Origin of the sequence: Rubidibacter lacunae KORDI 51-2, assembly GCF_000473895.1 — a bacterium.
GTDB classification, from domain to species: domain Bacteria; phylum Cyanobacteriota; class Cyanobacteriia; order Cyanobacteriales; family Rubidibacteraceae; genus Rubidibacter; species Rubidibacter lacunae.
In genome coordinates this window covers 82422-109362 of record NZ_ASSJ01000055.1, presented here as the reverse complement: position 1 = coordinate 109362, position 26941 = coordinate 82422, and the positions used below count along the sequence as shown (strand labels likewise).

Genomic DNA, 26941 nt, shown 5'->3' with positions numbered 1-26941 from the left:
CTGGTTTAGGAAATAGACTTAGCAGCTCTGGTTTTTCTAGGGAATTGCTTTTACTTCGATGGCGCCCGTTCCGAAAGTGCTTCTGGATCGAGGGCGACTTCACGTTTGCTGAAGGGTAGCTCGTCGTTGATGGCGTCGATCGCCTCTTGCTCGGCGGCGTCGATCTCGCCGATGTAGTGCTGCAGGATCTGCGCCATGCGCGGATCGGTGAAGCGGTGCAGGCTGAAGTTGGGCGTTGCCGGGAAGCCTCGTCGCCGTTTGTGACGGCCGCCCGCCCCGGGGTCGAAGGAGTTGATGCCCTGTGCAATTCCCCATTCAATTGGCTTGTAATAACATGCTTCGAAGTGCAGGCAATCGTAGTCTTCGAAGCAACCCCAGTAACGCCCATAAAGGCGATCGCCCTTGCGGATGCAGAAAGACAGCCCAACGGGATGCGGTTCGTCTTCGGGGTAGGCGACGAAGGTCACAACGCGATCGCGGTAGTTGGGATAGAGCTGTTCGAAGAACTGGCGCGTCAGGTATTTGCTCGAACTGAAAAACCGATCGCAGGTGTGGCTGTAGAATCGATAAATTAGCGGATAAAAGCTGCGTGGGATCTCTTCCCCGACATGAGCCTCCACGCGCAACCCGGCATTCATCACTTTCTTGCGCTCTTTTTTGATGTTGCGACGCTGATTGGCATTAAAGGTTTGCAAGTAGTCGTCAAAGCCTTGATAGTTGTTGTTGCCCCAAATGTAGCTGTGGTGCATCCAACTGCTGAAGCCCAGGGTTTCTAGCAGCGATCGCCAGTCGGGATCGACGAATAAAAAGTGACAGCCGCCGAGCTGCTCGCGATCGCAAAAGCGATCGATTTCTGCAACGATCAGCGCGGTCAGGGCGGCTTCGTCTTCGCCAGGTGCGATTAGGAACCGGTAGCCGACAGCCGGGGTGAACGGCGTCATGCCTAGGAGCTTGGGATAGTAACGCGCGCCGAGTCGGTAGGCAAGTTCGGCCCACTGGTGGTCGAAGACAAACTCGCCGTAGCTATGGCCTTTGACGTACAGCGGAGCCGCTGCCACTAATTGGCGATCGCGGCGGACGACCAGATGGACGGGCTGCCAACCCTCGCGCGGGGTTGCACAACCGGAGGTTTCCAGGTTGTGCAGCCACTCCCATTCCAGGAAGGGGGTTGCCAGGGGAGCGGCGAGTTCGTCCCATTCGAGCTGGGGAATATCGGCAATTTGCGCGACCCAACTGGCGGTGTAGCCTGCGTTGCGTTGTCCGAGCATCGTTTCTTCGGCAGCGGTAGGTACGTACAGCCTAATCCAATCTTCTGCGGTCGTGCCGATTGCAATCGGGTGGAAGCATTCTTCGATCGCGGCGATCGCGGCGGGCGTTGCCGGGAGGCAGAAACCAAGGGCGACAAGCACCTGCGGGTTGTCTTCAAGAGCCATGCGGGCGATCGCGCGGTAGTGCTCAGCCAGTCGGGCAGGGCGTCGATCGCGGCGTACCGCTGTTCGAGGGCGGGGCGCGCCTCGGCTTATTCGGTTTCTTGAGCGAGAATGCCGATGATGCATTCGACAGATTGCTAGCGACGGCGACTGAAACGCTGCAGTATTGGCGACAGCCGCGCGGTGAGAATCTGCATTTCCGGAAGCCGTAGTTGTAAGACGAGGATGCCGAAAAGCGCGATCGCTAGCCCCGCACAAACTCCCAGCTCCAGGGCTTGCAGCCACCACTGCTCGCTGCCGAGGACGCGTTCCCACAGCTGACTTGCCCCCCAGCTCGCTCCCGCTGCGATCGCGCTACAGCCGCACAGAGCCGCGATCGTTCCGTTCCAATCCAGCAACGGCAACCCACCCAGTCGGCGGTGCAAAATCCACAGCAGCATGGCCATGGACGTGATGTTGACCCCGATGGTCGCTAGTACCAATCCTGGCGTCGCGAGGGCGCGAACGAGGAAGAAGTCGAGAACGGCGTTGAGGAAGATGTTGGCAATGCTGATGCGAAAGGGAGTTGCACCGTCGCCAAGGGCATAGAACACGCGCACGAGCACGTCGCGACCGAGATAGAAAAACATCCCCAAGCCGTAGACCATCAGCACCGGCGTCACAAAGTCCGTAGCCGCAGCATCGAAGGCGTAACGTTGGTAGATTAACCGCACAATCGGTTGGGACAGCGATAGAAATACGGCCGTCAGCGGCAGCATCGTCAGCGCCGAAAGCACGATCCCTTGTCGGATGCGCAGCTTGAGGTCGGTGCGGCTTTCGGGTGCGGTCAGGCGCGACAGCACGGGTAACATCGGCACGAGCAGGGCATTGGAAATGATGCCGAGCGGCGTCAGCACGATGAGGTTGGCGTACTTCATCGCGGCTGCGGCACCTTCGATATAGGACGCAAAAAACAAGTCGGTGTAAACGTTGATATGCAGCATGCCCGATGACAGCGTTGCCGGAGCCATCACGTTTGCCACCTCGCGGACGCCCGGAGTGCGCCAGTTGAAGTTCAACCGCAGCGACCCCATACCCGATCGCCACTGAGCCTGCAGCTGCATCAACCACTGCCAAACCGCCCCGAGTAAAGTACACGCAGCAAGCACGATCCCCCCCAATCGCGCCGCTGACGGATCGAGCAAATCGTCGCCCAAGTACCAAACCAATCCACCCAAACCGACGATGACGGTCAGGCTGGAAAACAGCGGACTCACGCTCGGCAGCCAGTATCGATCGGAGGCGTTGAGGGTGCCGAAGCCGATACCGATCGCGCCAGCCAGCACCGCCATTGGAGCCATAATCCGCAACTGCAGGATAGCGACGGAGCGGACTTGCACGCCTTCTGGCGTTTGGCTTAAACCGGGCGCGACGAGATCGATGAAAAATCCGGCAAAGAAGATCAACGCGATCGCCACCACCAGCAACAGCGAGCCGACTAGCGTCGTAACGGCTTCCACGAGCGGCGCGGCTTCGGAGCGATCGCGTCGCGACAGGACGCTGACCAGGGCGCTGTGAAACGGACCGTTGATGCCGCCGAGCAATATCAACAAGAATCCCGGCACAATGTAGGCGTAGGCGTAGGCGTTGACCACCGGACCGACACCGAACGCAGCCGCGATCGCTTGTTCGCGCACGAGCCCGAACACTTTGCTGACGAGCGTGGCAATCGCGACGATCCCGGCAATTCCAGTTAGCGATCGCTTGGCAGGAGAAGATTTAGAAGACGATTCCGGCACGGCAAATCCTCGTATGGCAAGTGGGCGAACGGTGGCAAACCGCGCGGACCTATCGAGTCTACCGTTCGAATGCAGTCAGTGGAGACCGCACCGCGATCGCGTCTTTGGGTTCCCTGGCCGCCCTGCGGCAAAGTAGCCGGGCAAGCGGCGGTACCAGCAAAAGGGTATTGTCAATTGAACGGGCGTGCATCAGAAAATCGACCATATTTTTCGGATGAATGCCTCGGGTCGTTCGTTACGCAGCCGCGCTCATTCCTGTCAAATTCTGCCAACTTTCACATCGTTGGCTGACTTCCCGATATTGTGCAAAGTTTGTGTTGATGAGGGTGGAAATATCCTCGTATTGGTTCGAAGGCTGACCGGAAGCCCTAGCCTGACCTCGAGATTTGAACCGAGCTATCCGCCTTACCCTCACTCGCGTTACTCGGTGCGGGTTCTCCGCTCGATTGTTCAAGCTCATGTGCTGTTAGTGCTCCACCTTTCCAAGCAGCTTCTGCTTCGGCGCACCCTGGCTCTTGAGTTTGTTTGTGACGAGCACTCGAAGAGGACGATCTTGAGGCTTGAGGAGTTTGCGAAAGAACGTGTCGGCGGCTGCCTCATATCGTTGGCTCTGTATTAGATTGTCGATGACCGGATGTCGATGACCTGACATTGCCGGTTGACAGCTCGCCAGAAATAGTCCTGTTTGCGTTTGATTTTGATGACGGCTTCGTCAAGCTGTACCTTGTCGGCGGGTCTGAGGCGATGGCGACGAATTTGGTTGGCGTCAGCTTGGGCGAACTTGCGGCCCACTTCCAAATTGACTAGACAATGACCTGGATGCGGCGGTAGAACATCATCATCTCAATGTCGCGGAAGCCGAGGGGGAAGGAATCTTAGAGCCAAACGCAAGCGGAAATGATTTCTGCCGGGAAGCGGCCGCGCTGGGAGGAATTGCTCATCGGGCAAGGGTCTTGCGAGTCGCGATACCCGGGCAACACGGTTCAGTTGTCTATCCCCTAACGAAGGGTATGCGGGAGTAGTCGCGCGATTGTCATCTGGGTAGAGTGTGCCTTCAATGCGGACCGTCCTCCTGTATCTCGACCTTCGTGCCAAGATAGTCAGGAAAAGCGAAAGAGAAAAACTCGAGGTTCGTGCTCGACTTACTCGCGATCGCGTTGCTGGGATTTTTAGGAAGCTTCGGACATTGCGCGGGCATGTGCGGCCCCCTGACCGTGGCGTTTTCCCTAACCCGCGCGGGCTCGGCCGATGATGCAACCCCCACAACAGCTAAGTCGTCAGCCCCGACTGCTGCTAGCGCATGGCGGTTCCACCTGCTGCTCAATCTCGGCCGTCTTGCCAGCTATGCTGTCGTCGGCGCGGCAATCGGCGGACTCGGCTCGGTACTGGTTGCCGGCGGTCAGATGGCCGGTGTCGGCAGCGACCTGCGGCAGCTTTTGACAATTGCCACCGGTCTGTTATTGATCTGGTGGGCGATCGCCCAGCTCGCACCGGACGTCCTGCCGCGGGTGCCACTGCTACACCCGCTGGCTGCCCGACTGCAGGAGCGCTTGCATTTGGGGATGGGAACCCTAGCGCGATCGACGCACTGGTGGACGCCGCTCGGACTGGGCGCAGTGTGGGGGTTAATTCCCTGCGGCTTTCTCTACGCCGCCCAAATTACCGCCGCCCAAACTGGAAGTGTCTGGCTCGGTGCTGCCACAATGTTTGCCTTCGGAGCCGGCACCCTGCCGATGATGGTTGGCGTCGGGACGGTCGCCGCGCGCCTTAGCCGCGATCGTCGCAGTCAACTGTTTCGCTTGGGCAGCTGGATCGCACTCGGTATCGGCATCCTAATGCTGGTGCGCTCCGGCAATGAAATGACCGATTACTCCGGTCACGCTTCGCTGCTGCTGCTGGGGTTGGCACTTGCCGCTCGCCCCCTGTCCCGTCTTTGGGCAGCCCCGCTGCACTTCCGTCGCGCGCTCGGCGTCGGTGCTTATATCCTTGCCTTGGTTCACGCCGCCCACACCAGCGAGCACGCGCTGAATTGGAACCCGCAGGCGATCGCGTTTCTGCTGCCGCTGCACCGGTGGGGCGTGCTCTTCGGGATTGTCGCGTTGCTCCTGCTCACGCCTGCTGCCCTTACCAGTTGCGATCGCGCCCAAAAGTGGCTCGGCCCGAACTGGCGGCGGCTGCACCTGTTGAGCGTTCCGGCGTTGGGATTGGTAGCAGCCCATGCGTTGCTGGTGGGGTCGCACTATCTCGGTTCGTCGCGCGATACTCTTGGCACCCGAGCGCGTGTCGTTCTGCTGGTGGGTGGCACAGCTGCAGTTTTTCTCGCACGATCGGTTTGGTTCACATCGTTATTTATCCGTGGAGATGCCGATGGTACAGATCAGACGCCGTCATAACGCGATCGCCTCCGCGATCGTCGGGTTGGTTGTGGGCTGGGGCGCGATCGCGTCTGTTCCCGGTAGCGCGCATCAAGTCGAGATTCAGAACGACGTCGGTGCCACGCTCCACATCGAGCCCGACGACACGCCGCAGGCTGGCCGGCCGACCCTAGCGTGGTTCGCGCTGACGCGCCGAGGCGGTCGCACGATCCCACTGTCACAATGCGACTGTTCGCTGGCAGTGTATGCCTTGCCGCTTAACGCCGGTGAACCGCCATTACTAACGCCACCGCTGCAGCCCGTCGACGCCGAACGTTACGCAGGCATTCCCGGAGCCGAACTTACCTTTCCCGATCCCGGTGCCTATCGCTTGCAGCTCAGCGGCTCGCCTCAAGCCGGGGAGGACTTTACGCCTTTCGAGTTTGCTTTTGACGTGACGGTCAGTCGCTGAATTAACCGGTTGCCGAGCCGACCGCTAGCCGACCGGGGAGTTATCACGAAGACTAGCGATAAAACCAACTGCGGGCGAGCTTGAACCCCACCGAGCGAACGCTCGAGCACGAGCGACAGCAATAAGAAAAACGCGGATTGACCCGAAAGGCAAACGTCGCCCCCCCGCAACTCGGGCAACGTGCCGGGAGCAGCCGCTTGCAGATCTGGACTGGAATTGCTCCACCCAGCAAGATGAACAGCGGCATCCCCAGGGCTAAGATGAGACCGACAAGTGGCGTCGGCAGTCTGCCCGGCAACGGAGGTGGATTATCCAACCACTCCAACAGCCACGCTCCATAGTACAGCGCGCCGACAAGACCGGTAAGCTTACCGGCAACGTGCAAGACAACGGTCAAAAGGGCGTGGAGCTTCAGCGGCATCGCAAGTAACCCCGACGCGCGGGCGGGACCGTAAGCCTATCGTTTCTCAAGTAGTATACCCAACGCGATCGCCGTCGGAACTGCGATGACAACGAAAGGGAGTGTCTGGACAGTCTCCAGAACGGAAGTTACAAATCTTCGTTCGATTCAGGCTTGAAATGCTCGAACCAGCTCCTCAACTGCTACGCCAACACACCAGTTACATCTAGGCTGAGGTCTGCGCTGTTTGCTCGTGCAGCAAATAAGAATGCAAGTCTGTGCTCCCCACACGCAAATCGAAAGACTGGTTAGGCGAGCCAGGGTTTCGTGACAAAGTCGCATCTGAGCGCAAATTTGTAAAAATTTCCCGGAGCGAGACTAAGCTCAATATTGGGCTGCAGTCAGTTTGTGTTGGGGCACGCGCGCCCCATTCGGCGATGTTGGTCGTCCTGCTGAGGTTGCTCGGACGGAACGCGAAGGAATTGAACATCAGGTTAACAGTCCCGTTGTGATGTATCAACAAGCTTTGTAGCAAAGACTACTTTACAAAGCAGCGAGAATGATTATGCTGAAGCCAACATCATGTTGTTTCTAAACTGTGTCCCCCTAACACATTTTTTACGCTCCAACAGAGTGTTTTGCTCTGTTTGCAATGCTTGCGAGTTTTAGCGGCATTCCAAGCGTAATAAGGGGGACTAGGTTGGCACAATAAGATTGCTTCTAGGGTTCCGGTTCGAACGGTTTCGAATGTCTGGTCCGAGAGAAGCCAGCTTGCCATCGGGCGCGATCGCCCCGGCAGGTTACACGGCGGGACAAAAGCCCGGGAGAGATTGATGGCATGCACGCGAAACCTCGTGTGACTTGCTATTGTCTGCCCGCGGTTTTTTTTGTTGGATTGGTTTCGTTCAGTTGATAGAGTTGCCCAGACCCAAAGCCTACTGCAATCAGATAATGACCGGATCCCCACCCTTTCAGCCGCCGGATGGCGGCGACACCGAAGCCAATCGCGCGCTCGCTCGCGAGGCCCAGTTGCCCTTGACCGGGTGGCAACAAGAGGTCGATCGCGGCTTGGAATTCGGTTTGGAAGCTGCCGATAGCATTCGCGATCGCTCGATTCCCACTTTTTCACGTGGCGAGCTCCCTCATTATGCGGGAATCAATACTTTCTTGAAGGCACCCTATCTCGAAGACGTCCGCGAGGTTGGCAATTACGACGTCGCGATCGTAGGCGTACCGCACGATTCGGGTACGACTTATCGACCGGGAACGCGGTTCGGTCCCCAGGGAATTCGCCGTATTTCGGCCCTGTATACGCCCTACAACTTCGAGCTAGGCGTCGACTTGCGCGAGCAGATTACACTTTGCGATGTAGGCGATATTTTTACGATCCCGGCTAATAACGAGAAGTCGTTCGATCAGATTTCGCGCGGGGTCGCTCACGTCTTCGCCTCCGGTGCATTTCCAATTATCTTGGGCGGCGACCATTCGATCGGATTCCCCACCGTCCGCGGAGTCTGTCGGCACCTCGGCGACAAGAAAGTCGGTATCATTCACTTCGATCGCCACGTAGACACCCAAGAAACCGACCTCGACGAGCGCATGCACACCTGTCCGTGGTTTCACGCCACGAACATGAAGAACGCTCCGGCCAAAAACCTAGTCCAGCTCGGCATCGGCGGCTGGCAGGTGCCGCGCCCGGGGGTGAAGGTCTGCCGCGATCGCGCCACGAATATCCTTACCGTCACGGATATCACGGAAATGGGAATCGATGCGGCAGTCGAGTTCGCCCTGGAGCGGGCGCTCGACGGCACCGACTGCGTCTACATCAGCTTCGATATCGATTGTATTGATGCCGGGTTTGTCCCCGGCACGGGCTGGCCGGAGCCGGGCGGCTTGTTGCCGCGCGAAGCATTGGCGTTGCTCGGCAAAATCGTCGGTCGCGCACCGGTGTGCGGGCTCGAGATCGTTGAAGTTTCGCCGCCCTTCGACATCAGCGACGTCACGTCGCTGATGGCAACGCGGGTCATCTGCGACGCGATGGCCCATCTCGTGCTGTCGGGTCAATTGCCGCGCCGCGAGCGCCCGGGCTACATCCATACCGAACCGCAACCCGACTTGGGCAGCGATTGGGTTTAAATTTCCAGCCGGGCGATTGCGATTTGCTTTACCTCACGAGCAACCATGCACGAAACAGACATGACCAAAGCCCTCATCCACACCATAAGAGACTGGTGGGAAGTTGAAGGCCGCCCGCACATTGAAACGCTGCATCTCGTCGTGGGGGATTTTACTTGTGTCGAACCGGAGAGCCTGCAGTTTGCCTTCGCTGCTCACACGCGAGGCACGTTCCTCGATCGCGCCTCGCTCGCCATTCGCACGACCCCCCTCATCGCGTTCTGTCATAGCTGCCAAGCGGAATACGAACCCGAAATCGGACGGCACTATGAGTGCCCGATGTGTAACGCTCCCATGGACGATATTCGATCCGGTCGCGAGCTCAAAATCGAGCGCGTCGAGTATACCGCGCTAGCAGTTGGTCGAGCTGCAGGGTAGTCCGGCTCGGCAGCGTTCCGGTTGAGTCACTCCCAGACCGCACCGGTTACGCAAGTCTCTCAGCTAAACGATGAATTTCCGTCCGATCGCCCGCGATCGTCGCCACCATGCACCAAACCCTTGATGCCGCTCTCGAAATAAACCTCCTCCACGCCAACCAGGCCGGAGCAGACCACAACCGCGCGCACTTCGATGCATGGGGAATTACGTGTCTCAATGTCATGAGCGGTCCCGGTGCAGGCAAGACAGCACTGTTAGAAAAAACGCTCGCGGCGTTGAGCGCTGAGTTTGCAATTGGGGTAATTGCAGGCGATATGACCACCGAACTCGACGCCGATCGCCTGCGCCGTTTTGGGGGTCCGGTCGTGGCAATTACGACTGGGCGGGCTTGCCACCTCGATTCGAAGATGGTCGCTGGCGGGCTGCATCAACTCGAGCGCGAGTGCGATCCCAGCAATCTCGACTTAGTGTTCGTGGAGAACGTTGGCAATCTCGTTTGTCCGGCAGAGTTTGAAGTCGGCGAGCATGCCAAAGTTGCGCTGTTAAGCGTTACCGAAGGTGAAGACAAACCGCTGAAATATCCCATTATGTTTCGCGAAGCCGACTGCTTGCTAATTACCAAAATCGATCTTGCACCGTACCTCGATGCAGACCCGAAACGGATTGCTGCAAACGTCCGACAAGTCAACCCCCATGCCACGATCGTGCCCGTTTCGGTTAAAACCAGCAGCGGATTGAATGTGTGGTTCGACTGGGTACGCAGCTGTGTTGCTCGCGGTTCCAAACGCGCGATCGCTCCCCACTAAAGCGACTCCCGAGCGCAAACTTCCCCTCGCATCTAGGTACTTAATTCTCCGCATCGCAATCGAAAACTTAACCCAACATGCACCATGAGACGCAACAAATTCTTCTCCCGCTGTGCCTTGTTTTTAGCGAGTTTGATGCTCGTTGCGAGCTGCAACTCATCGAGCGAGCCGCCTGCCGAGACCGCTCCTGGTTCCGAATCAACGTCAGCTTCGGCCGTTGACAACGGGCCTCCCGTGGTAATGGGCTATAGCAGCTGGGCTGGCTGGTGGCCGTGGGCGATCGCCGAAGAGGAAGGATTGTTCGAAGCCAATGGTGCCAATGTCGAACTCCGCTGGTTTGATGGCTATCTATCATCGCTGGAAGCGATGGCAGCCGGTCAGCTCGATGCCAACTGCCAAACGCTGAACGACACGGTTTCGTTTCTCGATGCTGCTGTGAAGGGTGAAGTCGTCGTTTTAGTGAACGACAATTCGTTCGGCAACGACAAGGTTATCGTCACTGATGAGATCGACTCTTTAGAGGATTTACTGGGCAAACAGATCGCACTTGAAGAAGGTGTTGTGGGTGACTTTTTGCTGACGCTAGCCCTCGAAGAAAACGGATACGCTCGCAGCGAGGTGGATATCGTCAACTTGGAGACGGGGGCTGCTGCCGCTGCTTTTGCAGCCGAGAAAGTCGATGCGGTAGCCGTATACGCTCCGTTTTATCTGACAGCGCTCAAGCGTGAAGGGAGCAAAGAACTCGTGACCTCAGCCGAGTTTCCCGGCGCGATTCCGGACTTATTGGTCACCAGTCAAACGTTGATCGACGAGCGACCCGACCAGGTCCAAGCGCTGGTCGATACTTGGTTTGCCGTCTTGAATTTCATCGAGCAGAATCCCGAACGTGCCGATGAGATTATGGCCAAGCGAGCAGAAGTCAGTGTTGAAGAACTGCAGCTCCTTAAAGAAGGTACGAAGATTTTCACCATCGAGGAAAATCTCGAAGCCTTTAGTGACGGCGATTCGATGGCGAACATGCCTTTTGCGGCCGAACGCATGGCGGACTTTATGGTGAGCGTCGATTTCATCCCTGAAAAGCCCGACATGAGTCGATTGTTCGACGATCGCTTCGTACGCAATTTCGCGGAGCGCAATGGGGACTGATAGCGTACCGAAGATAGTGGCGTCGAGCTCGTTTAGCCATCGCCAGCTCCAGACCGACCCACGAATGGAGACGCAGCGATTGTGATGGAGACTATCCCGAAAACCGCATCCGAGCGATCGCAGCCGCTGCTGCGCGGGTTGCCGCCCACGTTACTCTGGGGCATCGCCGAAGAGATTCCGAAAGCGCTGTCCTATGTCCTTGCCGGGTTATCGATCGCGCTGCCGTTTGCTGCGTGGTGGGCGCTCTCCAATTTCACGGGCATCAACTCTGCCTTCCTGCCGACACCACAGCAAGTGGTTGGAGCCTTCGGACGACTGTACGCTGAAGGACATCTTCTGCAGGATACCCTTGCCAGCTGCTTGCGCGTTGCCGCTGGCTTTGGGTTGGCAGCGCTGCTGTCGGTCCCGCTCGGAATTACCATGGGCGCATTCGCCAGCATCCGCGCGTTAGTAGAACCGCTCTCCGGACTGTTGCGATACATGCCCGCGCCGGCATTCGTACCGCTGCTGATTATTTATCTCGGGGTCGGTGAGGAACCGAAGATCGCTCTAATTTTCATCGGAACGGTATTCTTCAACATCCTGATGATTATGGATGCCGTGAAGTTCGTGCCGAAAGAACTGATCGAGACCGCTTATACGCTTGGCGGATCGCGCTTGCAGGTGCTGTTGTGGGCGATCGCTCCCTATGTCGTCCCCAACATTATCGACACCTTCCGCATCAACATTGCTACCTCTTGGAGTTTAGTCGTGGTTGCCGAGCTGGTTGCTGCAGAACAAGGCTTGGGCAAGCGCATTCTCATCGCTCAGAAATTCCTCAACACCGACGAGATCTTCGCGTGCTTGATCGTACTCGGCGCAATTGGTGTGGCGATCGATCTGTCGTTCCGCGGCTTGTTACGCGCCACGTGCAGATGGTCGACTGAGTAAGAGTTGTAAGCTTGCACCCTGCGGCAGGCAATCGCCTCAACGTCCACAGGAGCGATCGCGATCGCAACCAACTGCAAGCGGTGCTGACTTTCTCCCAAGCTGTAATTCCGACACTGTAATTCCGACACTACAATTGCGAGATCGAAATCGTGCATTTAGAAGTCAGCCATCTCTTTAAGGAATTCCCAACCAAACACGGGACGATTCGCGCTCTTGACGACATCAACTTGCATATCGAAACCGGCGAGTTCGTCTGCGCGGTCGGTGCATCTGGCTCGGGAAAATCGACGCTGCTCCGGCTGATTGCCGGTCTTGAGCGGCCGACGTCGGGCGAGATTTCCGTCGATGGCGCGCGCGTTATCGGTCCGGGCAGCGATCGCGGCATGGTCTTCCAGCGTTACACGCTTTATCCGTGGCTATCGGTGGCACAGAATGTGGAGTTCGGGCTGAAACTACAAGGACTGCCCCGCTTGGAACGACGCGAGCGCGTCCGCTACTATCTCGACATCGTCGGATTAACTCGGTTTGCCCGCGCCCATCCTAAAGCCCTCTCTGGCGGTATGAAGCAGCGGGTGGCAATCGCACGAGCGTTAGCTTGCGAACCGCGGGTGTTGCTAATGGACGAACCGTTTGGTGCACTGGACGTTCAAACCAAAGAGACGATGCAGCAGTTTCTCTTATCAATCTGGCGGCGAACCGGCACTACTATATTGACGATCACTCACGACATCGAAGAAGCCGTTTATCTGGCACAGCGAATCTACGTGTTGAGCGCGCAACCCGGTAGGGTTCAGCGCGAAGTCCACGTGCAGTTACCCCAGGACAAAACCGGACTGCGACCGTTTTCCGCGCGCGGACTGCCACGGTTCAACGATTACCGCGAAGAGATTGCCGGACTCTTGCGTGGAAACTCAGGTGCCTTGGCAGTTTGAGGGGGGCGCGGTGCTATCGGTACGGGGGCTGTGGTGCTAGCGACCGGTTCTGCAAGTATCCTCTCTGGAAATTGCCGTAATGTTGCGATCGATATTACCGACAGCTCGATCGCGTTTTCAAATTAAATTTATCCGTCCCCTAGAAGCCATGTCACCCGAGCAGTTTGCTACCTTGCGCGATCGCAGCTCAGCGCGCTTTCTGCCTGCCTGGACTTACACCGATCCCAACGTGCTTGCACTAGAGCGCGAGCGCGTATTCCCGGCAGCTTGGATCTATGCTGGCGATGCTAGTGGTCTGCAGGAACCGGGAGACGTGTGGGTTGGAGATGTGGCGGGACTGAGCACGATCGTGACGCGCGATCGCGGCGGTCAACTGCGCGCCTTCCACAACGTTTGCACGCATCGCGCCGCGCAGATTTGCTTGCAACCCGGCCTGCAGAAATGCCACCGGCTGGTTTGCCCCTATCATGCCTGGACTTTTGGGCTGGACGGGCAACTGCGGGGGGTGCCTGCGGAAGATCGCTTTCCTGAGAGCTTCCGGCGCGAGGACTATGGATTGACACCGGTGCGAGTGGAGGTGTGGGAAGGCTTTCTGTTTGTCAACTTAGACGGTACGGCCGCGCCACCGCAAACATACCTAGGAATTTTGGCACGGGATCTTGCGGGCGTGCACCACCCGAAGACCCAGTTGCTGGTAAGGAAGCAATACTATCCGCGTTGCAACTGGAAGGTCTATCACGACAATACGTTGTGCGACTATCACGTCGAGATCGTACATCCCAGAACCCTGAGCCCGCTCCAAGGACCGGTGGATGGCTATCGTTATGAATTCGATAAGTACGTTAACCTGCTGTACTCGCTTGTGTCGCCGGAGTGGCGAGCGGGCAATACCGTATTGGCGGGATTGAGCAATCGAGCCAGCACCCAATTGCTGACATACGGAATCTTCCCGAATTTACACTTGGTTGCCATGCCAAATGGCAGCTTGGCGTGGATTCGCATCGACCCAGTGAATGCGGATACCTGCCAGGTCAGCGTCGAGATCTACGGTATTCAGGACCTAACAGAATCGGTCGATAAACTAGTCGCTTTTTTTGACTCATTTATTCAAGAAGACTTGGTCGTGACGGAGGCGGTACAGCGCGGATATGCTAGCGGCGTTTACTCCAGCGGCATTGCGAACGGCTTAGAAGTTCGTATTCTGCACCATCAGGACCTATGGCGATCGCATCTGAGCGCAAAGCCTGCAAGCGATCAAGAGGCGACGCGGGATGCAGCTAGCAGCCGTCGTGCAGGCGGCCGCGCTCAGCTGAATTTATAGTGCTTTTTCACGCCGCTGCGGATATCCCAGGTACAGGACATTCCAGCCGGGAACGTAACAAGATCTCCTGTGCCAACGCGTACAGCTTCGCCGCCGTCTGGAGTGACAATGACATCGCCTGCCAAAAAGTAGCAAGTTTCCGGCGAGTCGTAGGTCCAGCGGAACTGAGAAATGGCTTTGGTCCAGATCGGCCAGTTCCCCACGCCCAGTTCTTCCAATCGTTCCTGCGCTGGCTGACGTTCGACTTGAATCTCCATGACGTCTACCATAACAACTCCTGTATTCTGCTAATACTTCAGACTAACGGATGCTTGCCGGACTGGGATGCAGCTTTCCCACCCAGATAATGGATATATCTGTGCCTCGAGAATCATGTGTTGAGCCAGCTGGGGTAAGGCCGATTTGTAAGCGACAACGCTGGTGGTTGCGAGCAGCCAATCAGTGTCGCTCGAAATGTTGCTTGGAGTCCTCAGCTAGGGGAACTTGTCCGCTCGCCCCTTCGACCTGCCAAGCAGAAGCAGGATCGCCTCGATCCGCTTGAATTGGGACCGCTCGCGCCATGACCGACTTGAACTTTTGGACCCGGCTGGCAGATGCCAAACCGCGTTTGCTGGACCTGATGGATGGTTTCAGTCGCGCGCGCGTGCTCGCCATCGGCGATCTCACCCTCGACGAGTTCCTCTTCGGGCAAGTCGAACGCTTGTCACGCGAGGCTCCCGTGTTGATCCTGCGCCACGAAGTAACCCGTCAAATCCCCGGCGGTGGGGCCAATGCCATCTACAACCTGGCTAAACTCAACGCGCACGTGACCGCGGCTGGATACATTGGTGCCGACAGTCAGGGGGATGCGCTCCGCGACCTGCTGGGGACTGCCAACATCGACACCCGCAGTATTCTGAGCGATCGCGACCGACCCACTGTCACCAAAACGCGCATTTCCGGACACGCCCGTCAATCCGTTACCCAGCAGATCGTCCGTATCGATCGCAAATCCGACGACCCGCCCGCTCCCGACCTCCAAAGGGAACTGGCCGCGCGCGTTGGGGAACAATTGGCAGACACCGATGCGGTTGTTTGCTCCGACTATGGCGACGGCGCGCTTTCCCCGCCCACGATCGCTGCGGCGCTGCAAGGCAATCTCGTTGCCGTTGATGCCCAAACTGGCTTGCACCGTTATGCTGGGGCCACAATTTTTACCCCCAACTTGCCCGAAGCCGAGCAGTCCGTTGGCTACGGGATCGTCGATGCGGACAGTTTGGTACGCGCTGGTTGCGATCTGCTCGCACTCACCCGCGCCGAAGCTATTTTGATCACGCGCGGTGAGGACGGCATGAGTCTCTTTCAGCGCGATCGCCCCGTCGAGCATATTCCCGCATTCAACCGCACCGATGTATTTGACGTCACGGGAGCGGGCGACACCGTTATTGCGGCGTTAACCTTAGCTATTTGTGCGGGCGGCAACTTCTGGGAGGCTGCCATTCTCGGCAACCTCGCTGCTAGCTTAGTCGTCCGACAGTTTGGGACGGCAACAACCTCAACTACTGCCATGCAAGAAGCCCTCCAGGTGCTAATCGAGGAAGCCGATGGCTTGCTCTAAATGATGTAGATAACTGCAGATAATCGAGGAAAAATGAGTCTTAACGTTAGGAAAAGAGGAAGCCAACGATCGGGGTTGAAGCTGCTAGAGCAGGCCGCGATGTTGCCGGAGGGAATAGCTTGCCGACAGCACCTGCAATAGCGGCCCGACGCTCGTTTTGCCCGACGGCGACCAGCTTTTGAACTGTCACACATGAACAGACAGGGCTAAGGGGCGCGCGTAGGATGCCCACCATGGGCGATATGTGAGGCGTATTTTGCCTTATTTATTACGTTTTCGCCACACAATACGCTAGCCTAACTAAGAAGCTGATTTCCGCAGCCAGACCGCGCCGCATAAGGCGGCTACGACCCGGAGAGAGGAGTGGACTCGTGCAAGTTGTAAAGGAATACGTGCGGCGCTGGTATGAAAGCGATCTCGATCCAGATGAATATATTTGTCACCGGAAAGATGGCAACTTAGTCGAAATCGAAGCAGCAGAGACTGGAGAGCGTCATACAGTTACGACTTTCTGCACGAATGACGTTCTCGGTTTAGTACAGGAACCGTCCGTCCGCAAGGCAGCGATCGCCTCGATCGAACAGCTTGGCACCTCGAATAGTTCTTGCTCGGTGCTGAGCGGGCGCATTGACTTGCACCGCCAGCTCGAATCGACGATTTCGGAATTCAAGCACTTGCCCCACACGCAGCTTTTTATTAATGCGTGGATGGCAGCTCAAGCTCTAGTCGATGCCTTTTGCCACCTCGCGATTCCGGTGCCAGGGTTCCAACACACCCGCGAAACCCTGATCCTAACCGACGTGCTCAATCACGGCTGCATCGTCTCGGCAGTCTCCAATTCCAGTACGCGCTCCGGTAAAGTCTTCGGCTACAGTCCCGACGTACGTGTTAAGTCCTACCGCCACTGCAATCCGGATGATTTGGCACGCAAGTTACGCCGCTATGTAAAACCAGGCGATCGTATATTAGTTGTTACCGACTCCGTGTTCTCGATGGATGGCGACATCGCACCGCTACCGGAGATGCTTGAGGTGCTGCAAAACTATGACGGCAGTGTCTTGCTATTAGACGAAGCCCACGCGAGTGGCGCGCTCGGCCCGTCCGGAGGCGGTATTTTTGACCATTTTGGGCTACTGCCCCAACAGGCAATCGAGCGCGGCGTCATCCCTCTGATCATGACGACCTTCTCTAAGTTTGCCGCCTCGGCAGGCGCGGCAATCAGCACCCACGTTGCCGAACTCGTGCCACTGCTAAATGTCTCGCCCACCTCGATCGGGACGATTTCCCTGGCACCGCCGCTGACAGCAGCTGCCCTGGAGAGCATCCGCCAGGTAATGAGCCGCCCCGAACTGGTACGCCGCCTCCAGGAAAACACCCACTACTTGCGATCGCGTTTGCAAGACGCAGGCTTCCACGCCATCGGCGAGACCAACGTGATTCCGGTGCTGTTACCCGGCGAACTCAACCCGAAGGACTTCGGACGCACGTTACTGTCCGAATACGGTATCTGGGTTTCGCCAATTTGGTTTATTGCCAAGCCCCGCCTGAGGATTACGGCAAACGCCCTGCACACCAAAGAGGAAATGGACCGTTTGGTCAGCGCGATGGTTGCCACACGCGAGCGTCTCTATAAGCCGGTCATCAGCGCCTAGATCTTACTGCGTCGCGCTGGGCGTTTGGCGATCGCGAGGGCTGAAGAGAGGACTCAAATGGCGGCAGTAGCACCACAGATTCGGATCCAGCCGGTGACAACGGCTGCAGAGCGCGAGCGCTTCTTAGACGTTCCTGCCCGCGTGTATCGCGACGACCCCAACTGGGTGCCGCCGCTGCGGAGCACGATTGCCAAGGAAATCGCTCCCGAGCGACCGTCTGACGACGACAGCGAGCGTCAGTTCTTCGTCGCGCTGGTAGCAGCCGAGCCGAATGCCGAGGCGATCGGGCGGGTTGGCGTGGCGATCGACCGGCGGTTGATCGAGCGCGAAGAGCGCTCCGTTGGGCTAGTCGGGTATTTCGAGTGCGTGCCGGAGTTTGCCGTTGCCGACGCGCTGCTTTCGGCAGCGTGCGACTGGCTGCGGGAGCGCGGGATGGAATTGGCGCGCGGTCCGATCGACCTCTCGACCCACATCCGCTGCTTGCAGTTGGTCGATGGCTTCGAGCAGCCGTTCGTGATGATGCCGTATAACCCGCCCTATTATGCCGAATTCTGGGAGAGGGCGGGCTGGATGCAGGCGATCGATGCCTACTCGTATCGATTCGGGTCCGACAGCATGTCGCGGGAGATGTTTGCTCGCGCCTACCGCGTGGCAATCACTTCGGGCGTGACCTTCCGACCGCTGCGGTTGCGAGGCAAAGAGTTTGAGGAAGACGTCAACGCACTGTATGACCTCTTTACCCGCGCATTTGCCAACAACTGGAGTTCGGCCCCGCGGACGCGCGAGGATTTTATGGAGGAGGCGCGATCGCTTCAATCACTGGTCGATCCGGATATTTTCCCGATCGCCGAGTGTGACGGTCAGATGGTGGGTTTTTTCATGGCGCTGCCGGACTATAACCAGGCGCTCAAGCACGTCGACGGCCGGTTGAATCTTTGGGGGCTGCTGAAGTTTTTATGGTTTCGCCGCCAGATCGATCGCGTCCGGGTGCTCGTACTGTGTTCGCTCCCTGAGTACCGCCGCAAGATGGTTCCGCTGGCACTGATTTACCTTGCCTTTATCGGCGGCACGCGCGAGAACAAAGGCTACCAAACGGCGGAGCTAGGCTTTGTGTTCGCCAACAACTCGCCCTCGCGGCGCCTGATCGAAGCCGCCGGCGGCACGATCTCAAAAACCTACCGCGCCTATGAAAAGCCGCTTTGAGCGCGGCTTTTGTCCCCGCGACAGCCGTCACCTGCATTCATACGGAAGGTAGTTCTATGAAGGCATTCGTTACGGGAGCTACGGGCTTCACCGGTTCGCATTTAGTCGCGCGTTTACTCGCCGACGGAGCAACGGTTGTCTGTTTGGTCCGAGCGAGTAGCGATCGCCAGCGGCTGTCAGGATTGCCAGTGGAATCGATCGAGGGCGACTTGGGCGATCGCGCCGCGTTGGCACGGGGGGTCGCAGGGGCTGACGTTGTGTTCCATACGGCAGCGTATGTCGAACTCGGCATCGTAGACGAAATAGCCATGGAGCGCGCGAACATAGACGGTACGCGCGCGGTGTTGGAAGCAGCACGTGACGCAGGCGTTTGCAAAGTGATTTATTGCAGCACGATCGGCGTCCTCGGCGACACGGGCGGTCGCGTTGTAGACGAAACCTTTCAGCGCCAGCAGGCGGGTTTTTCTTCTGCCTACGATCGCACCAAGTTGCGCGCGCAGGAGGTTGCCGACGAGTTCGCGGCAGCAGGCTTGCCAGTGGTTAGCGTCTTGCCGGCCGGCATCCTAGGTGCAGACGACCCGCACTTCGGCAAGATCTTACAGCTGTTTTTGCGCGGCAAACTACCGGTTTGGGCCGGCGGCGATCGCCCGACGGGAGTGGTTCACGTCGACGATTTAGTTGATGCCATGCTGCGGGCAGCGGAGGTAGGACGTGCGGGGGATCGCTATATTATCTCGGCGGGCGAGCTTACAACGCGAGCGATGTTCGAGATTGCCGGCAGCGATCGCGGAATTCCGGGTCCGCGCGAAATTCCGCGTTGGTTGGTCCGTACACTCGGCACTATTCTCGACCCGATCGGACGGCTAACGGGCTGGCAGCCACCGCTCAGCCGCGAGCGGGTGCATTATCTCTACGATCGCTGCGTGCGCGTGGACGCGAGCAAAGCAAGGCAGGAGTTGCAATGGCAGCCGCGATCGCCGGAAACGCTACTGCGCGAGTTGGCGGCTCAGCTGAGCGAAGATTGAGGTAGGACTGCCTGACAAGCGGAGGCAAACAGATTTGAGGCGATCGCGGCTGTCTAGGGAAGGCGTTTGAGGCAGATCGGATAGCTGCATGGCGGTCTGCGGACGCACTGCAGCCGCTACTGCACGGGAACTGCTGCGAGATCATCAACACAACCCTTCAAGCTCCAGTTCCTCGATCGTTTGCAATCCACGCGGGTCGCCGAGTCGCAGCAGGGCAGCTTTGGCATCCTCCTGCACGCCCAAGTCTTCGTCTTCTACCATGGCCTCGAGCAGCGCGTCGACGGCCGTCGCGTAAATCACATTACCCGGCAACTCGCGGCAGAGCTGACCCAGCGTCCAAGCGCAGTTACTGCGAACGGCAGCTACCTCGTCCCGTCGCAGGGCTTCGATCGTCGGCGGCACTGCCATTACTAAATCTTCGTAGCTCAATTGTATCAACTGCACCAGTGCACTCGCCGCCCAGAGGCGCACGGCCGCTACATCGGTGCTTAACGCCTGCAGCAGCGGTTGCAGGGAGCGGCGATCGCGGCAGTTCCCCAATGCCCACACCAACCCTTTGCGCACGTAGCCGTTCCAATCACTTGCCAACTGCGCGATCAGCGGTTCGACTGCATGCGGACTGGGATTGTGACCCAGGGCATAGGCAACGCTCACGCGCACGAGCGGACAAACGTCGTCGAGAAGCGCAATCAACGGCACTACGGCTCTTTCATCGGCAACTTCGCAAAACGCTCGCGCAGCCTGCATCCGCTGTGCTGCCTCCGGAGAGGCTAGCAGCAGGAGCATTGCCTCCGGATCGGGCAACGGTTCTGACTCGCTGTCGGCGGGCTCGAGCCGATCTAGCGGGCTGTCGAGCTCGTCATCGACGGCGAGTACGATCGGGTCGTCATCATCATACATAGCGGCCAAAGTAACGTATTTCGGCATCGCCGACCAGTCGCCTACCAACAATTCGCCCGGTAGAAAGCTTCCGATCTTTGGCATGGTGTAATCAGCTGTTCGGTCCGACAGATACCAGCGAACTCCGAACTGCAGTCGTGGCGAACCGGTCAGAACACTCAGTTCATACCATCGAGTCTTTGACAGCGAGCACTCGGCCGGCTGCGTTGCTGCAGTTGCGTCAGCTCAATTCAGATCCTGGAGGTATCCCAAGCTATGTTAATTCCCAAAGCCGTTCGTCAACTCGGCAGCTATCTGGTCGTTGCCATCCTCAGTGTCGTGCTGACGTCGATCGGGTTGCACGGCGTTCCCGGTGGATTCGCACCCGCGATCGCGGACAGTGGCGATCGCGCATCCGCACCGGTCGAGGTCGCCCAAGCCCCCTCTTCGAGCGGCACGCGTAATTTCGTCGCCGCGGCTGTCCGACGGGTAGGTCCGGCCGTCGTCCGCATCAATACCGAGCGCACGGTTGCCCAAGCCAACCCGTTCGACGACGACCCGTTCTTCCGCCGGTTCTTCTCCGATCGCAACTTCCCACCGCCACAGCAACGCGCGCGCCGGGAAGTCGGTCAGGGCTCGGGTTTTATCATCGACAGCAGCGGTATCGTCCTGACCAATGCCCACGTGGTGAGCGGTGTCGATGCCGTGACGGTCGTGCTGCGGGACGGCCGTCGTTTCCAAGGTCGAGTCCGCGGCCTCGACCAGCTATCAGACCTAGCTGTCGTGAAAATCGACGGGTCCGACCTGCCGGTTGCCCCACTGGGCAACTCCTCGCAAGTCAGCGTTGGCGACTGGGCGATCGCGGTCGGCAACCCTCTGGGATTGGATAACACCGTGACGTTGGGAATTGTCAGCATGCTCGATCGCTCGAGCAGCGATGTCGGCATCCCGGACAAGCGCCTGGATTTAATCCAAACTGACGCGGCGATCAACCCCGGCAACTCCGGCGGACCGCTGCTCAACGATCGCGGCGAGGTCGTGGGCATCAATACGGCGATCCGCAGCGACGGCCAGGGCATCGGCTTTGCCATCGCGATCGATCGCGCGAAAGCCATCAAAGATCGATTGGCGCAGGGCGAGCGCATTCGCTACCCGTTCATCGGCATCCGCATGATGACCCTGACGCCGGATACCGCGAGGGATCTAACGGCCGAGTTCGAGCTGAGCCCACCTCTACCGGAGACGAACGGGGTATTGGTTGTCCGCGTTCTCCCGAACAGCCCGGCCGCTCAGGCGGGCGTTCAACCGGGTGACGTGGCGATCGAAGTCGGCGGCGAACGTATTACCGATGCAGGACGGTTGCAAGACATCGTGGAAGCCACGCCGATCGGGCAGCCGCTGGACATTGCCATCCAGCGTGGCGGTCAAACCCTGCGCTTGACAGTCAGTCCGGGCGAACTCGACCCGACAGCCCTACGGCGCTAAAGCGTCGCGCCAGCGCATGTCCTCCTGTGGCGCCGGTACGCGATCGTCTACTAAATCTACAAGGACGATCGGGCCGCGCCGCATCTGCTCGGGCTGGAACAGTTCGAGCGCGTCGGCAAGGGACTCGCCGGCCAATCCCAACCAAGGCAGTATCAACTGCCAAACGCGTGCCGGTTCCCAACCGGCTGCGCGCAGGGCTGCGATCGCCAGACCATTGTGGGATTTGGAAAGCTTGCAGCCGTTTGCCCCAACGACTAGCGGCGCGTGCAACCACGTAGGCGGCGGCGCGCCCAGCGCTTCCCACAAGCGCATTTGGACGGCGGTAAAATCCAGTAAGTCGGCTCCGCGTACGACCTCGGTGACGCGATCGCGCCAGTCATCGGCAACGACCGCCAGGTTATAGCTGTAGATGCCGTCGCGGCGCTGCAACACTGGGTCGCCGAAGCGACCGGGATCGATGCGACGCTCGCCCCAACAGCGATCGCGAAACGCTACCGCCCCGGGGGGCAGTCGGAAGCGCAAGGTACCTGCCGTCAGCCCGAGATCGCGACAGGTTCCGGGATAGGTACCGCCGCCCGCCCGAATTTGCGCACGCGTGCAGCGGCAGAAGTAGGTGCGGTCGCTGAGGCGCTCGCGCACCACCTCGTAATCGCGTGCTTGCTGCCGCGGCGTTTCCACATCCCACGTCAACCCCAACCATTCGAGGTCGTGCCGCTGGTCGGCTTCTACAGCGGGGCGGGCGCGAGTTGTATCGAGATCCTCTATGCGCAGTAACAAGCGTCCCTGCTGCGATCGCGCCGACAGCCACGCGGCTGCGAAGGCACAAATATTGCCCAAGTGTAGCTGTCCTGATGGCGTCGGGGCTAGGCGACCCGTGACCTGCATGGACTGATGTTCCCGGAACGGCACATCGCTGGAGGCGCTCATCTGCCGTATCCTAGCGCTCCCGAGCGCAAACGATTCTGTCCAATTGGTATTTCAACAACTAATCCGCGAGTCGCTAACCAGCAGGCAGTATCTCAGATTGGCTATTGCCAGTAGGTGGTGTAAGCAAAGCAAGTTAGGACGAGCACGCCCACAGCTCCTGCCGGACTTTTCCCGACTTCCTGCCACCGAGAGAACTACGCAGGGAGACCTAAGCAAAAGTTCCTTCGCCCATTACTGCCGCTGCAGCAGTCCCAGCACATCAAAAAATGTCGGTTGCTCTTTTCGGTACCGCGCTGTCTGGGGCCGTTCCCCGTTACCGTCTTTCTGACTCCGGTGCGCCTGCAGCACCCCCAACGAAACTAGACCGAGCAGCGCGGTCGAGGAGCGGGTCGATTATTAGCAGGAGCTGTGGGAAATCCATCGGTCGGGAGCTAAATCAGGATTTTTCTATCCTGTCAGTAGCTAGTTTGCTGGCATGCCTCAGCAAAATGACTCAAGTCGAGCTAAGGTGCAGTTAAAGTAAATGCAATCGCTAGTGTTAACACGGGTCAATTACTAGCGATTGCGATGGACTTCAACAAACCGGAATTAAGCCATTACTTCTTCGTGCTGGAAGTGATCGCGCAAGGATGTTTCCTGCTCGGTAGAAAGATTGGACTGGATAAGCTCCATCTTCTGTCCGGTGAAGGCGGCCTGAACTTTGTCGATAGTGACTTCCGTCGTCAAGAGAAACAGAGCCGATGTGCCTTCTGTAACTTTTGAACGCACTTCGTTAATGAAGTCGTCGTCGATACCGTAGTCGGCGAGGCTGCCCGAGAACATACCCATAGCCGTTCCGATTACCAAACCGAAGATCGGCACAAAAAACAGGATGCCAAAGAGCAAACCCCAGAAGGCTCCGTCGAGGGCCGAGATGCCAACGAGATTGACTGCTTGACGGGTCTTGGGCTTCCTCTTGCCAGATTTCCACGACACGATCGCGGCATCTGAGATTTTAATGAGGTGCTGCTTTTGCAACTCCGCTAGTTTCGAAAGTGCCTGTTCTGCGCCGTTCGGAGTATCGAATTTCCAGACAGTAAGATCGGCCATGAATGGTGCTCCTTGCAATCGGTAATGAGTGGATCTTTGAAGCTATTTAGCCAATTTACAACTCGCTATTGCTGTTGCAAATCGAGCGAACAAGCTTGAAATGACTGGTTGTTAGGACAGCAGGCCGCGTCATGACAACTAAGCCGCAGTTCGCATTGCCAATATCATACACGGATAGCAAATTGCAGAGAGCACGCCGAACGATGGTTTTCAACAAGCAGGGCAAGTGCAAACTGCTTGTATAGCCGGGGAAGGGAGTGTCAGGACAACTTTTAAAACGGAAGTCTTGATAGCACCGTCGTTTCAAGCTTGAAATGTTTGAACCAGCTCCTTGACTGCTGCGGTAAAAACCTTACGTGGCAGCCGAGTGCGGAGGGGTGGAGTCGTGGATTATTCCATGAGCAGGGTATTGCTGATTATCTTGTGAATGCCGAGGGCATCCAATTGCGTTGCGATCGCACGATCGTCCACCGTCCACGCAACGATCTCCACACCAGCAGTTGCTGCTTCCGCAATGCGAGACAGATCGCTAAGGAGTATGTCGTAGGCACACATCAATACAGCGTTACCGACACGAACCGCAGATTGCAAGGCAGGGACAAACTCATCCGGTCGGGCAATGTTAAAGCCGAGCGCGACCCAAGGGGCCCGACCGCGCAGCTTCTGTAAAAATTCATAGTTGAATGATGCCACGACTGCCCGATCGCGCCACGTGCCATCGAGCTGCGCCAACAGCGACGCGATCGCCACCGACGGCCAGCCATCGGCTTGCTTGACTTCGGGAAACAACCGCAACGACGACGGGGCAAGCAGTGTCAGGACGTCCGCAAGCGTCGGAACGCTCTCGGCGGCAAACTCCGCAGCGAACCACGAACCCGCATCCAGCGATCGCAGGGCTACGGCTTCAATGCCCGATACCGGTCCGCACCCATCAGTCGTGCGCTCCAGAGACGGGTCGTGCAGTACTACAGGTACGCCATCCGCCGACAGCCGAACGTCAAACTCTACCCCCGCCGCTCCAGCTTCGACAGCAGCTTTAAAGGCCGCCAGCGTATTTTCCGGCGCGATCGCCGAATAGCCCCGGTGGGCGATGAGCTGCATGGCGATCGCCCGTGCTATTCCGGAATGGGCGTGAGGTCGAGGGGAAACATCTCGGCGGAGATGCAATCCCTGACGGCAATTTCTGCTGGCTCGGTCGCGAGCTCGACCACACCGACGACGCAGTCGGAAAAGCGGAGCGGGAGCAAACTCCTCTGGCAGTTCTCGACGGCAATATCGAGCTCGACCGGAACGCGGTCGTTGATTTCCAGGACGCAGGTTGCCAATTCCAGCGGGCGTCGCACTTGGAAGCATGCCGACAGCGCTGCCTCGGCAGCGACGCCGGCGTCTTTGTTCATGCTGAGAACGCAGAGTGAAAGGTCGTCCGGAATCAACGCTTGCCCGCAGGCAGCCGAGGCATCATCGGACGAAAGTCCGGCTTCGAGCAGCTCTTTCGAGCAGGTCCGGAAGGGATTGCGTTTGGCGTTAGCCGCAGGCGCATAGAGCGCGACAGCCATCCAACCGATTTGCAGCGCGGCAAACGCGCCGAAGGTCGTGCGGCGGACATAACGATTCACATGCATGGCACTTGCCCAAAGATGAAGAAGGATGCCCGAGAAAACATTAATACTCTGGGACCGATGGGTCAATCTCTCGGCTCCACGCGAGGATGCCGCCTTTAAGGTTTGTGCCCTCAATACCCGCTTCCTTCAAGAGTCCCAGCGCCTTTGCCGAGCGCCCACCCATTTTGCAATGGACGATCAATTGGTGCCCGTTGACGAGTTCCTTGACGCGCTCGATGCCTGCACCACTCTCAACCTCTGAGAGAGGTACCAGCTTCGCGCCGGGAATATTGGCGATCGCGTATTCGTTGGGGTTGCGAACGTCGACGAGCACGTAATCGTCGGTGCCGGAGTCGAGAATTTGCTTGAGTTCTTGGACGGTCATTTCGCTAAGCTGGGCGCTAGCTTGCTGGGCTTGCGCTTGGGCTTGGGGAATGCCGCAGAACTGTTCGTAGTCGATGAGCTTTTCAATGACGGGGCGCTCGGGGTTGCGGCGGAGCTTCAGCTCGCGAAAGCTCATGTTCAGCGCGTTATAGAGCAGGAGGCGGCCGCTGAGCGTATTGCCGGTGCCGAGAATAATCTTGACGGTCTCGGTGGCTTGAATGGTGCCGATGATGCCGCAGAGGACACCGAGGACGCCGCCTTCAGCGCAGGAGGGCACCATCCCGGGCGGGGGCGGCTCGGGGAAAAGGTCGCGGTAGTTCGGACCCTCCTGGTAGTTGAAGACAGAGGCTTGACCCTCGAAGCGGAAAATCGAACCGTAGACGTTGGGTTTGTTCAGGAGGACGCACGCGTCGTTAACGAGGTAGCGCGTTGGGAAGTTGTCGGTGCCGTCGACGATGACGTCATAGGGTTCGAGGATGCTAAACGCGTTTTCCGAGCTCAGGCGGGTTTCGAAGAGGTCGACCTGGCAGTATGGGTTGATGTCGAGAATGCGGTTTTTAGCCGACTCGATCTTGCGCTTGCCAACCCAGGACGTGCCGTGGATGATTTGGCGCTGGAGGTTGGAGCGATCGACGATGTCGAAATCGACGATGCCGATACGACCGATGCCAGCAGCGGCGAGATAGAGGAGCAGTGGCGAACCGAGTCCGCCCGTACCGATGCAGCAAACGCTGGCAGATTTGAGGCGCTTCTGCCCTTCCAGCCCGACTTCCGGGAGAATAATGTGGCGGGAGTAGCGCTCGAATTCTTCTTTACCGAGTTCGATCGCGTCGAGGTTTGGGTTGAGCATGATGGGTCGGTCGCAGACACTCACAACGCTGTAGTAGTAACGTACGCCACTTGAGGGAGGCGGAAGCAAACTCAATTCTAGCTTGCGAACTCAGCGACCCGCGTCCGTGCTTTGCAGAGCATTGAGC

General features: G+C 58.2%; 25 protein-coding genes and 1 riboswitch. Of the genes, 14 read left to right on the top strand and 11 right to left on the bottom strand.

All coding sequences use genetic code 11. From position 1 onward, the window contains the following. Positions 1–50 precede the first annotated feature (50 nt). The 3 genes from KR51_RS10705 to KR51_RS20240 all read right to left on the bottom strand — a co-directional run bounded on the left by KR51_RS10705 (position 51) and on the right by KR51_RS20240 (position 4000). Entirely contained in the window at positions 51–1268 is a 1218-nt protein-coding gene (locus tag KR51_RS10705; RefSeq protein ID WP_022607589.1) for a GNAT family N-acetyltransferase, read from the bottom strand. Positions 1269–1567: 299 nt separating this feature from the next. Beyond that, a complete protein-coding gene (gene murJ, locus KR51_RS10700; RefSeq protein ID WP_022607588.1) occupies positions 1568–3208 on the bottom strand; it encodes a murein biosynthesis integral membrane protein MurJ in 1641 nt (546 codons plus the stop codon). Between the two features lie 615 nt (positions 3209–3823). After that, on the bottom strand, positions 3824–4000 hold the full coding sequence (locus KR51_RS20240) for a DDE-type integrase/transposase/recombinase (protein WP_198016754.1): 177 nt from the start codon (positions 3998–4000) through the stop codon (positions 3824–3826). Positions 4001–4341: 341 nt separating this feature from the next. On the opposite strand from KR51_RS20240, the gene KR51_RS10690 reads away from it, so the two are divergent. Together KR51_RS10690 and KR51_RS10685 are read left to right on the top strand one after the other, a co-directional pair. After that, positions 4342–5601 carry an urease accessory protein UreH domain-containing protein gene (locus KR51_RS10690; RefSeq protein ID WP_022607587.1) on the top strand — a complete coding sequence of 420 codons (1260 nt, stop codon included), beginning with the start codon at positions 4342–4344 and terminating at the stop codon, positions 5599–5601. After that, on the top strand, positions 5576–6034 hold the full coding sequence (locus KR51_RS10685) for a hypothetical protein (protein WP_022607586.1): 459 nt from the start codon (positions 5576–5578) through the stop codon (positions 6032–6034). Before KR51_RS10690 ends, KR51_RS10685 begins: the two co-directional genes overlap by 26 nt. Positions 6035–6086: 52 nt before the next feature. Here KR51_RS10685 and KR51_RS10680 read toward each other — a convergent pair whose 3' ends face one another. After that, the gene (locus KR51_RS10680) at positions 6087–6455 is read right to left on the bottom strand and encodes a hypothetical protein (protein ID WP_022607585.1); all 369 of its coding nucleotides are present in this window, start codon (positions 6453–6455) and stop codon (positions 6087–6089) included. 688 nt (positions 6456–7143) lie between these two features. Continuing rightward, a riboswitch (guanidine-I (ykkC/yxkD leader) is annotated at positions 7144–7263 on the top strand. A gap of 122 nt (positions 7264–7385) precedes the next feature. Between KR51_RS10680 and KR51_RS10675 the strand changes: the two genes are divergently transcribed. The 7 genes from KR51_RS10675 (at position 7386) to KR51_RS10645 (ending at position 14122) form a co-directional block, all read left to right on the top strand. Then, complete coding sequence (locus tag KR51_RS10675) at positions 7386–8570, top strand: agmatinase family protein (protein WP_022607584.1); 1185 nt, start codon at positions 7386–7388, stop codon at positions 8568–8570. A 45-nt stretch (positions 8571–8615) separates the two neighbouring features. Beyond that, positions 8616–8987, top strand: a complete 372-nt coding sequence (gene hypA / locus KR51_RS10670) for a hydrogenase maturation nickel metallochaperone HypA (protein ID WP_022607583.1) — start codon at positions 8616–8618, stop codon at positions 8985–8987. 107 nt (positions 8988–9094) lie between these two features. Then, complete coding sequence (gene hypB / locus KR51_RS10665) at positions 9095–9793, top strand: hydrogenase nickel incorporation protein HypB (protein WP_022607582.1); 699 nt, start codon at positions 9095–9097, stop codon at positions 9791–9793. An 84-nt stretch (positions 9794–9877) separates the two neighbouring features. Continuing rightward, positions 9878–10939 (top strand): ABC transporter substrate-binding protein, encoded by a 1062-nt coding sequence (locus tag KR51_RS10660; RefSeq protein WP_022607581.1) that lies wholly within the window; start codon positions 9878–9880, stop codon positions 10937–10939. 84 nt (positions 10940–11023) lie between these two features. Beyond that, positions 11024–11869 (top strand): ABC transporter permease, encoded by an 846-nt coding sequence (locus KR51_RS10655; protein ID WP_022607580.1) that lies wholly within the window; start codon positions 11024–11026, stop codon positions 11867–11869. Between the two features lie 149 nt (positions 11870–12018). Beyond that, positions 12019–12801: an ABC transporter ATP-binding protein gene (locus KR51_RS10650; protein ID WP_022607579.1), complete on the top strand. Its 783-nt coding sequence runs from the start codon at positions 12019–12021 to the stop codon at positions 12799–12801. A 79-nt stretch (positions 12802–12880) separates the two neighbouring features. Next, a complete protein-coding gene (locus tag KR51_RS10645; RefSeq protein ID WP_022607578.1) occupies positions 12881–14122 on the top strand; it encodes an aromatic ring-hydroxylating oxygenase subunit alpha in 1242 nt (413 codons plus the stop codon). Here the strand turns inward: KR51_RS10645 and KR51_RS10640 are convergent. Continuing rightward, complete coding sequence (locus KR51_RS10640) at positions 14107–14391, bottom strand: cupin domain-containing protein (protein ID WP_022607577.1); 285 nt, start codon at positions 14389–14391, stop codon at positions 14107–14109. The genes KR51_RS10645 and KR51_RS10640 overlap by 16 nt on opposite strands. 290 nt (positions 14392–14681) lie before the next feature. Here KR51_RS10640 and KR51_RS10635 point away from each other — a divergent pair, with 290 nt between their 5' ends. The 4 genes from KR51_RS10635 (at position 14682) to KR51_RS10620 (ending at position 19599) form a co-directional block, all read left to right on the top strand. Further along, positions 14682–15719, top strand: a complete 1038-nt coding sequence (locus tag KR51_RS10635; RefSeq protein WP_022607576.1) for a bifunctional heptose 7-phosphate kinase/heptose 1-phosphate adenyltransferase — start codon at positions 14682–14684, stop codon at positions 15717–15719. Positions 15720–16090: 371 nt separating this feature from the next. Next, the gene (locus tag KR51_RS10630) at positions 16091–17371 is read left to right on the top strand and encodes an aminotransferase class I/II-fold pyridoxal phosphate-dependent enzyme (RefSeq protein WP_022607575.1); all 1281 of its coding nucleotides are present in this window, start codon (positions 16091–16093) and stop codon (positions 17369–17371) included. 57 nt (positions 17372–17428) lie between these two features. Further along, positions 17429–18574, top strand: coding sequence for a GNAT family N-acetyltransferase (locus tag KR51_RS10625; protein WP_022607574.1), 1146 nt, complete (start codon positions 17429–17431; stop codon positions 18572–18574). 56 nt (positions 18575–18630) lie between these two features. Next, on the top strand, positions 18631–19599 hold the full coding sequence (locus tag KR51_RS10620) for an NAD-dependent epimerase/dehydratase family protein (protein ID WP_022607573.1): 969 nt from the start codon (positions 18631–18633) through the stop codon (positions 19597–19599). 144 nt (positions 19600–19743) lie between these two features. On the opposite strand, the gene KR51_RS10615 is transcribed toward KR51_RS10620, so the two are convergent. Further along, positions 19744–20499 carry a HEAT repeat domain-containing protein gene (locus tag KR51_RS10615; RefSeq protein WP_040655949.1) on the bottom strand — a complete coding sequence of 252 codons (756 nt, stop codon included), beginning with the start codon at positions 20497–20499 and terminating at the stop codon, positions 19744–19746. 255 nt (positions 20500–20754) lie between these two features. Between KR51_RS10615 and KR51_RS10610 the strand changes: the two genes are divergently transcribed. After that, positions 20755–21963 (top strand): HhoA/HhoB/HtrA family serine endopeptidase, encoded by a 1209-nt coding sequence (locus KR51_RS10610; protein ID WP_022607571.1) that lies wholly within the window; start codon positions 20755–20757, stop codon positions 21961–21963. Here the strand turns inward: KR51_RS10610 and KR51_RS10605 are convergent. The 5 genes from KR51_RS10605 to moeB all read right to left on the bottom strand — a co-directional run bounded on the left by KR51_RS10605 (position 21952) and on the right by moeB (position 26814). Continuing rightward, positions 21952–22890, bottom strand: coding sequence for a glutamate--tRNA ligase family protein (locus tag KR51_RS10605; protein WP_022607570.1), 939 nt, complete (start codon positions 22888–22890; stop codon positions 21952–21954). The genes KR51_RS10610 and KR51_RS10605 overlap by 12 nt on opposite strands. A 588-nt stretch (positions 22891–23478) precedes the next feature. After that, positions 23479–23979 (bottom strand): DUF1269 domain-containing protein, encoded by a 501-nt coding sequence (locus KR51_RS10600; protein WP_022607569.1) that lies wholly within the window; start codon positions 23977–23979, stop codon positions 23479–23481. A 390-nt stretch (positions 23980–24369) separates the two neighbouring features. After that, complete coding sequence (locus KR51_RS10595) at positions 24370–25080, bottom strand: glycerophosphodiester phosphodiesterase (RefSeq protein ID WP_022607568.1); 711 nt, start codon at positions 25078–25080, stop codon at positions 24370–24372. 14 nt (positions 25081–25094) lie between these two features. Beyond that, positions 25095–25601 carry a hypothetical protein gene (locus KR51_RS19725; protein ID WP_022607567.1) on the bottom strand — a complete coding sequence of 169 codons (507 nt, stop codon included), beginning with the start codon at positions 25599–25601 and terminating at the stop codon, positions 25095–25097. Between the two features lie 40 nt (positions 25602–25641). Further along, on the bottom strand, positions 25642–26814 hold the full coding sequence (gene moeB, locus KR51_RS10585) for a molybdopterin-synthase adenylyltransferase MoeB (protein ID WP_022607566.1): 1173 nt from the start codon (positions 26812–26814) through the stop codon (positions 25642–25644). Positions 26815–26941 lie beyond the last annotated feature (127 nt).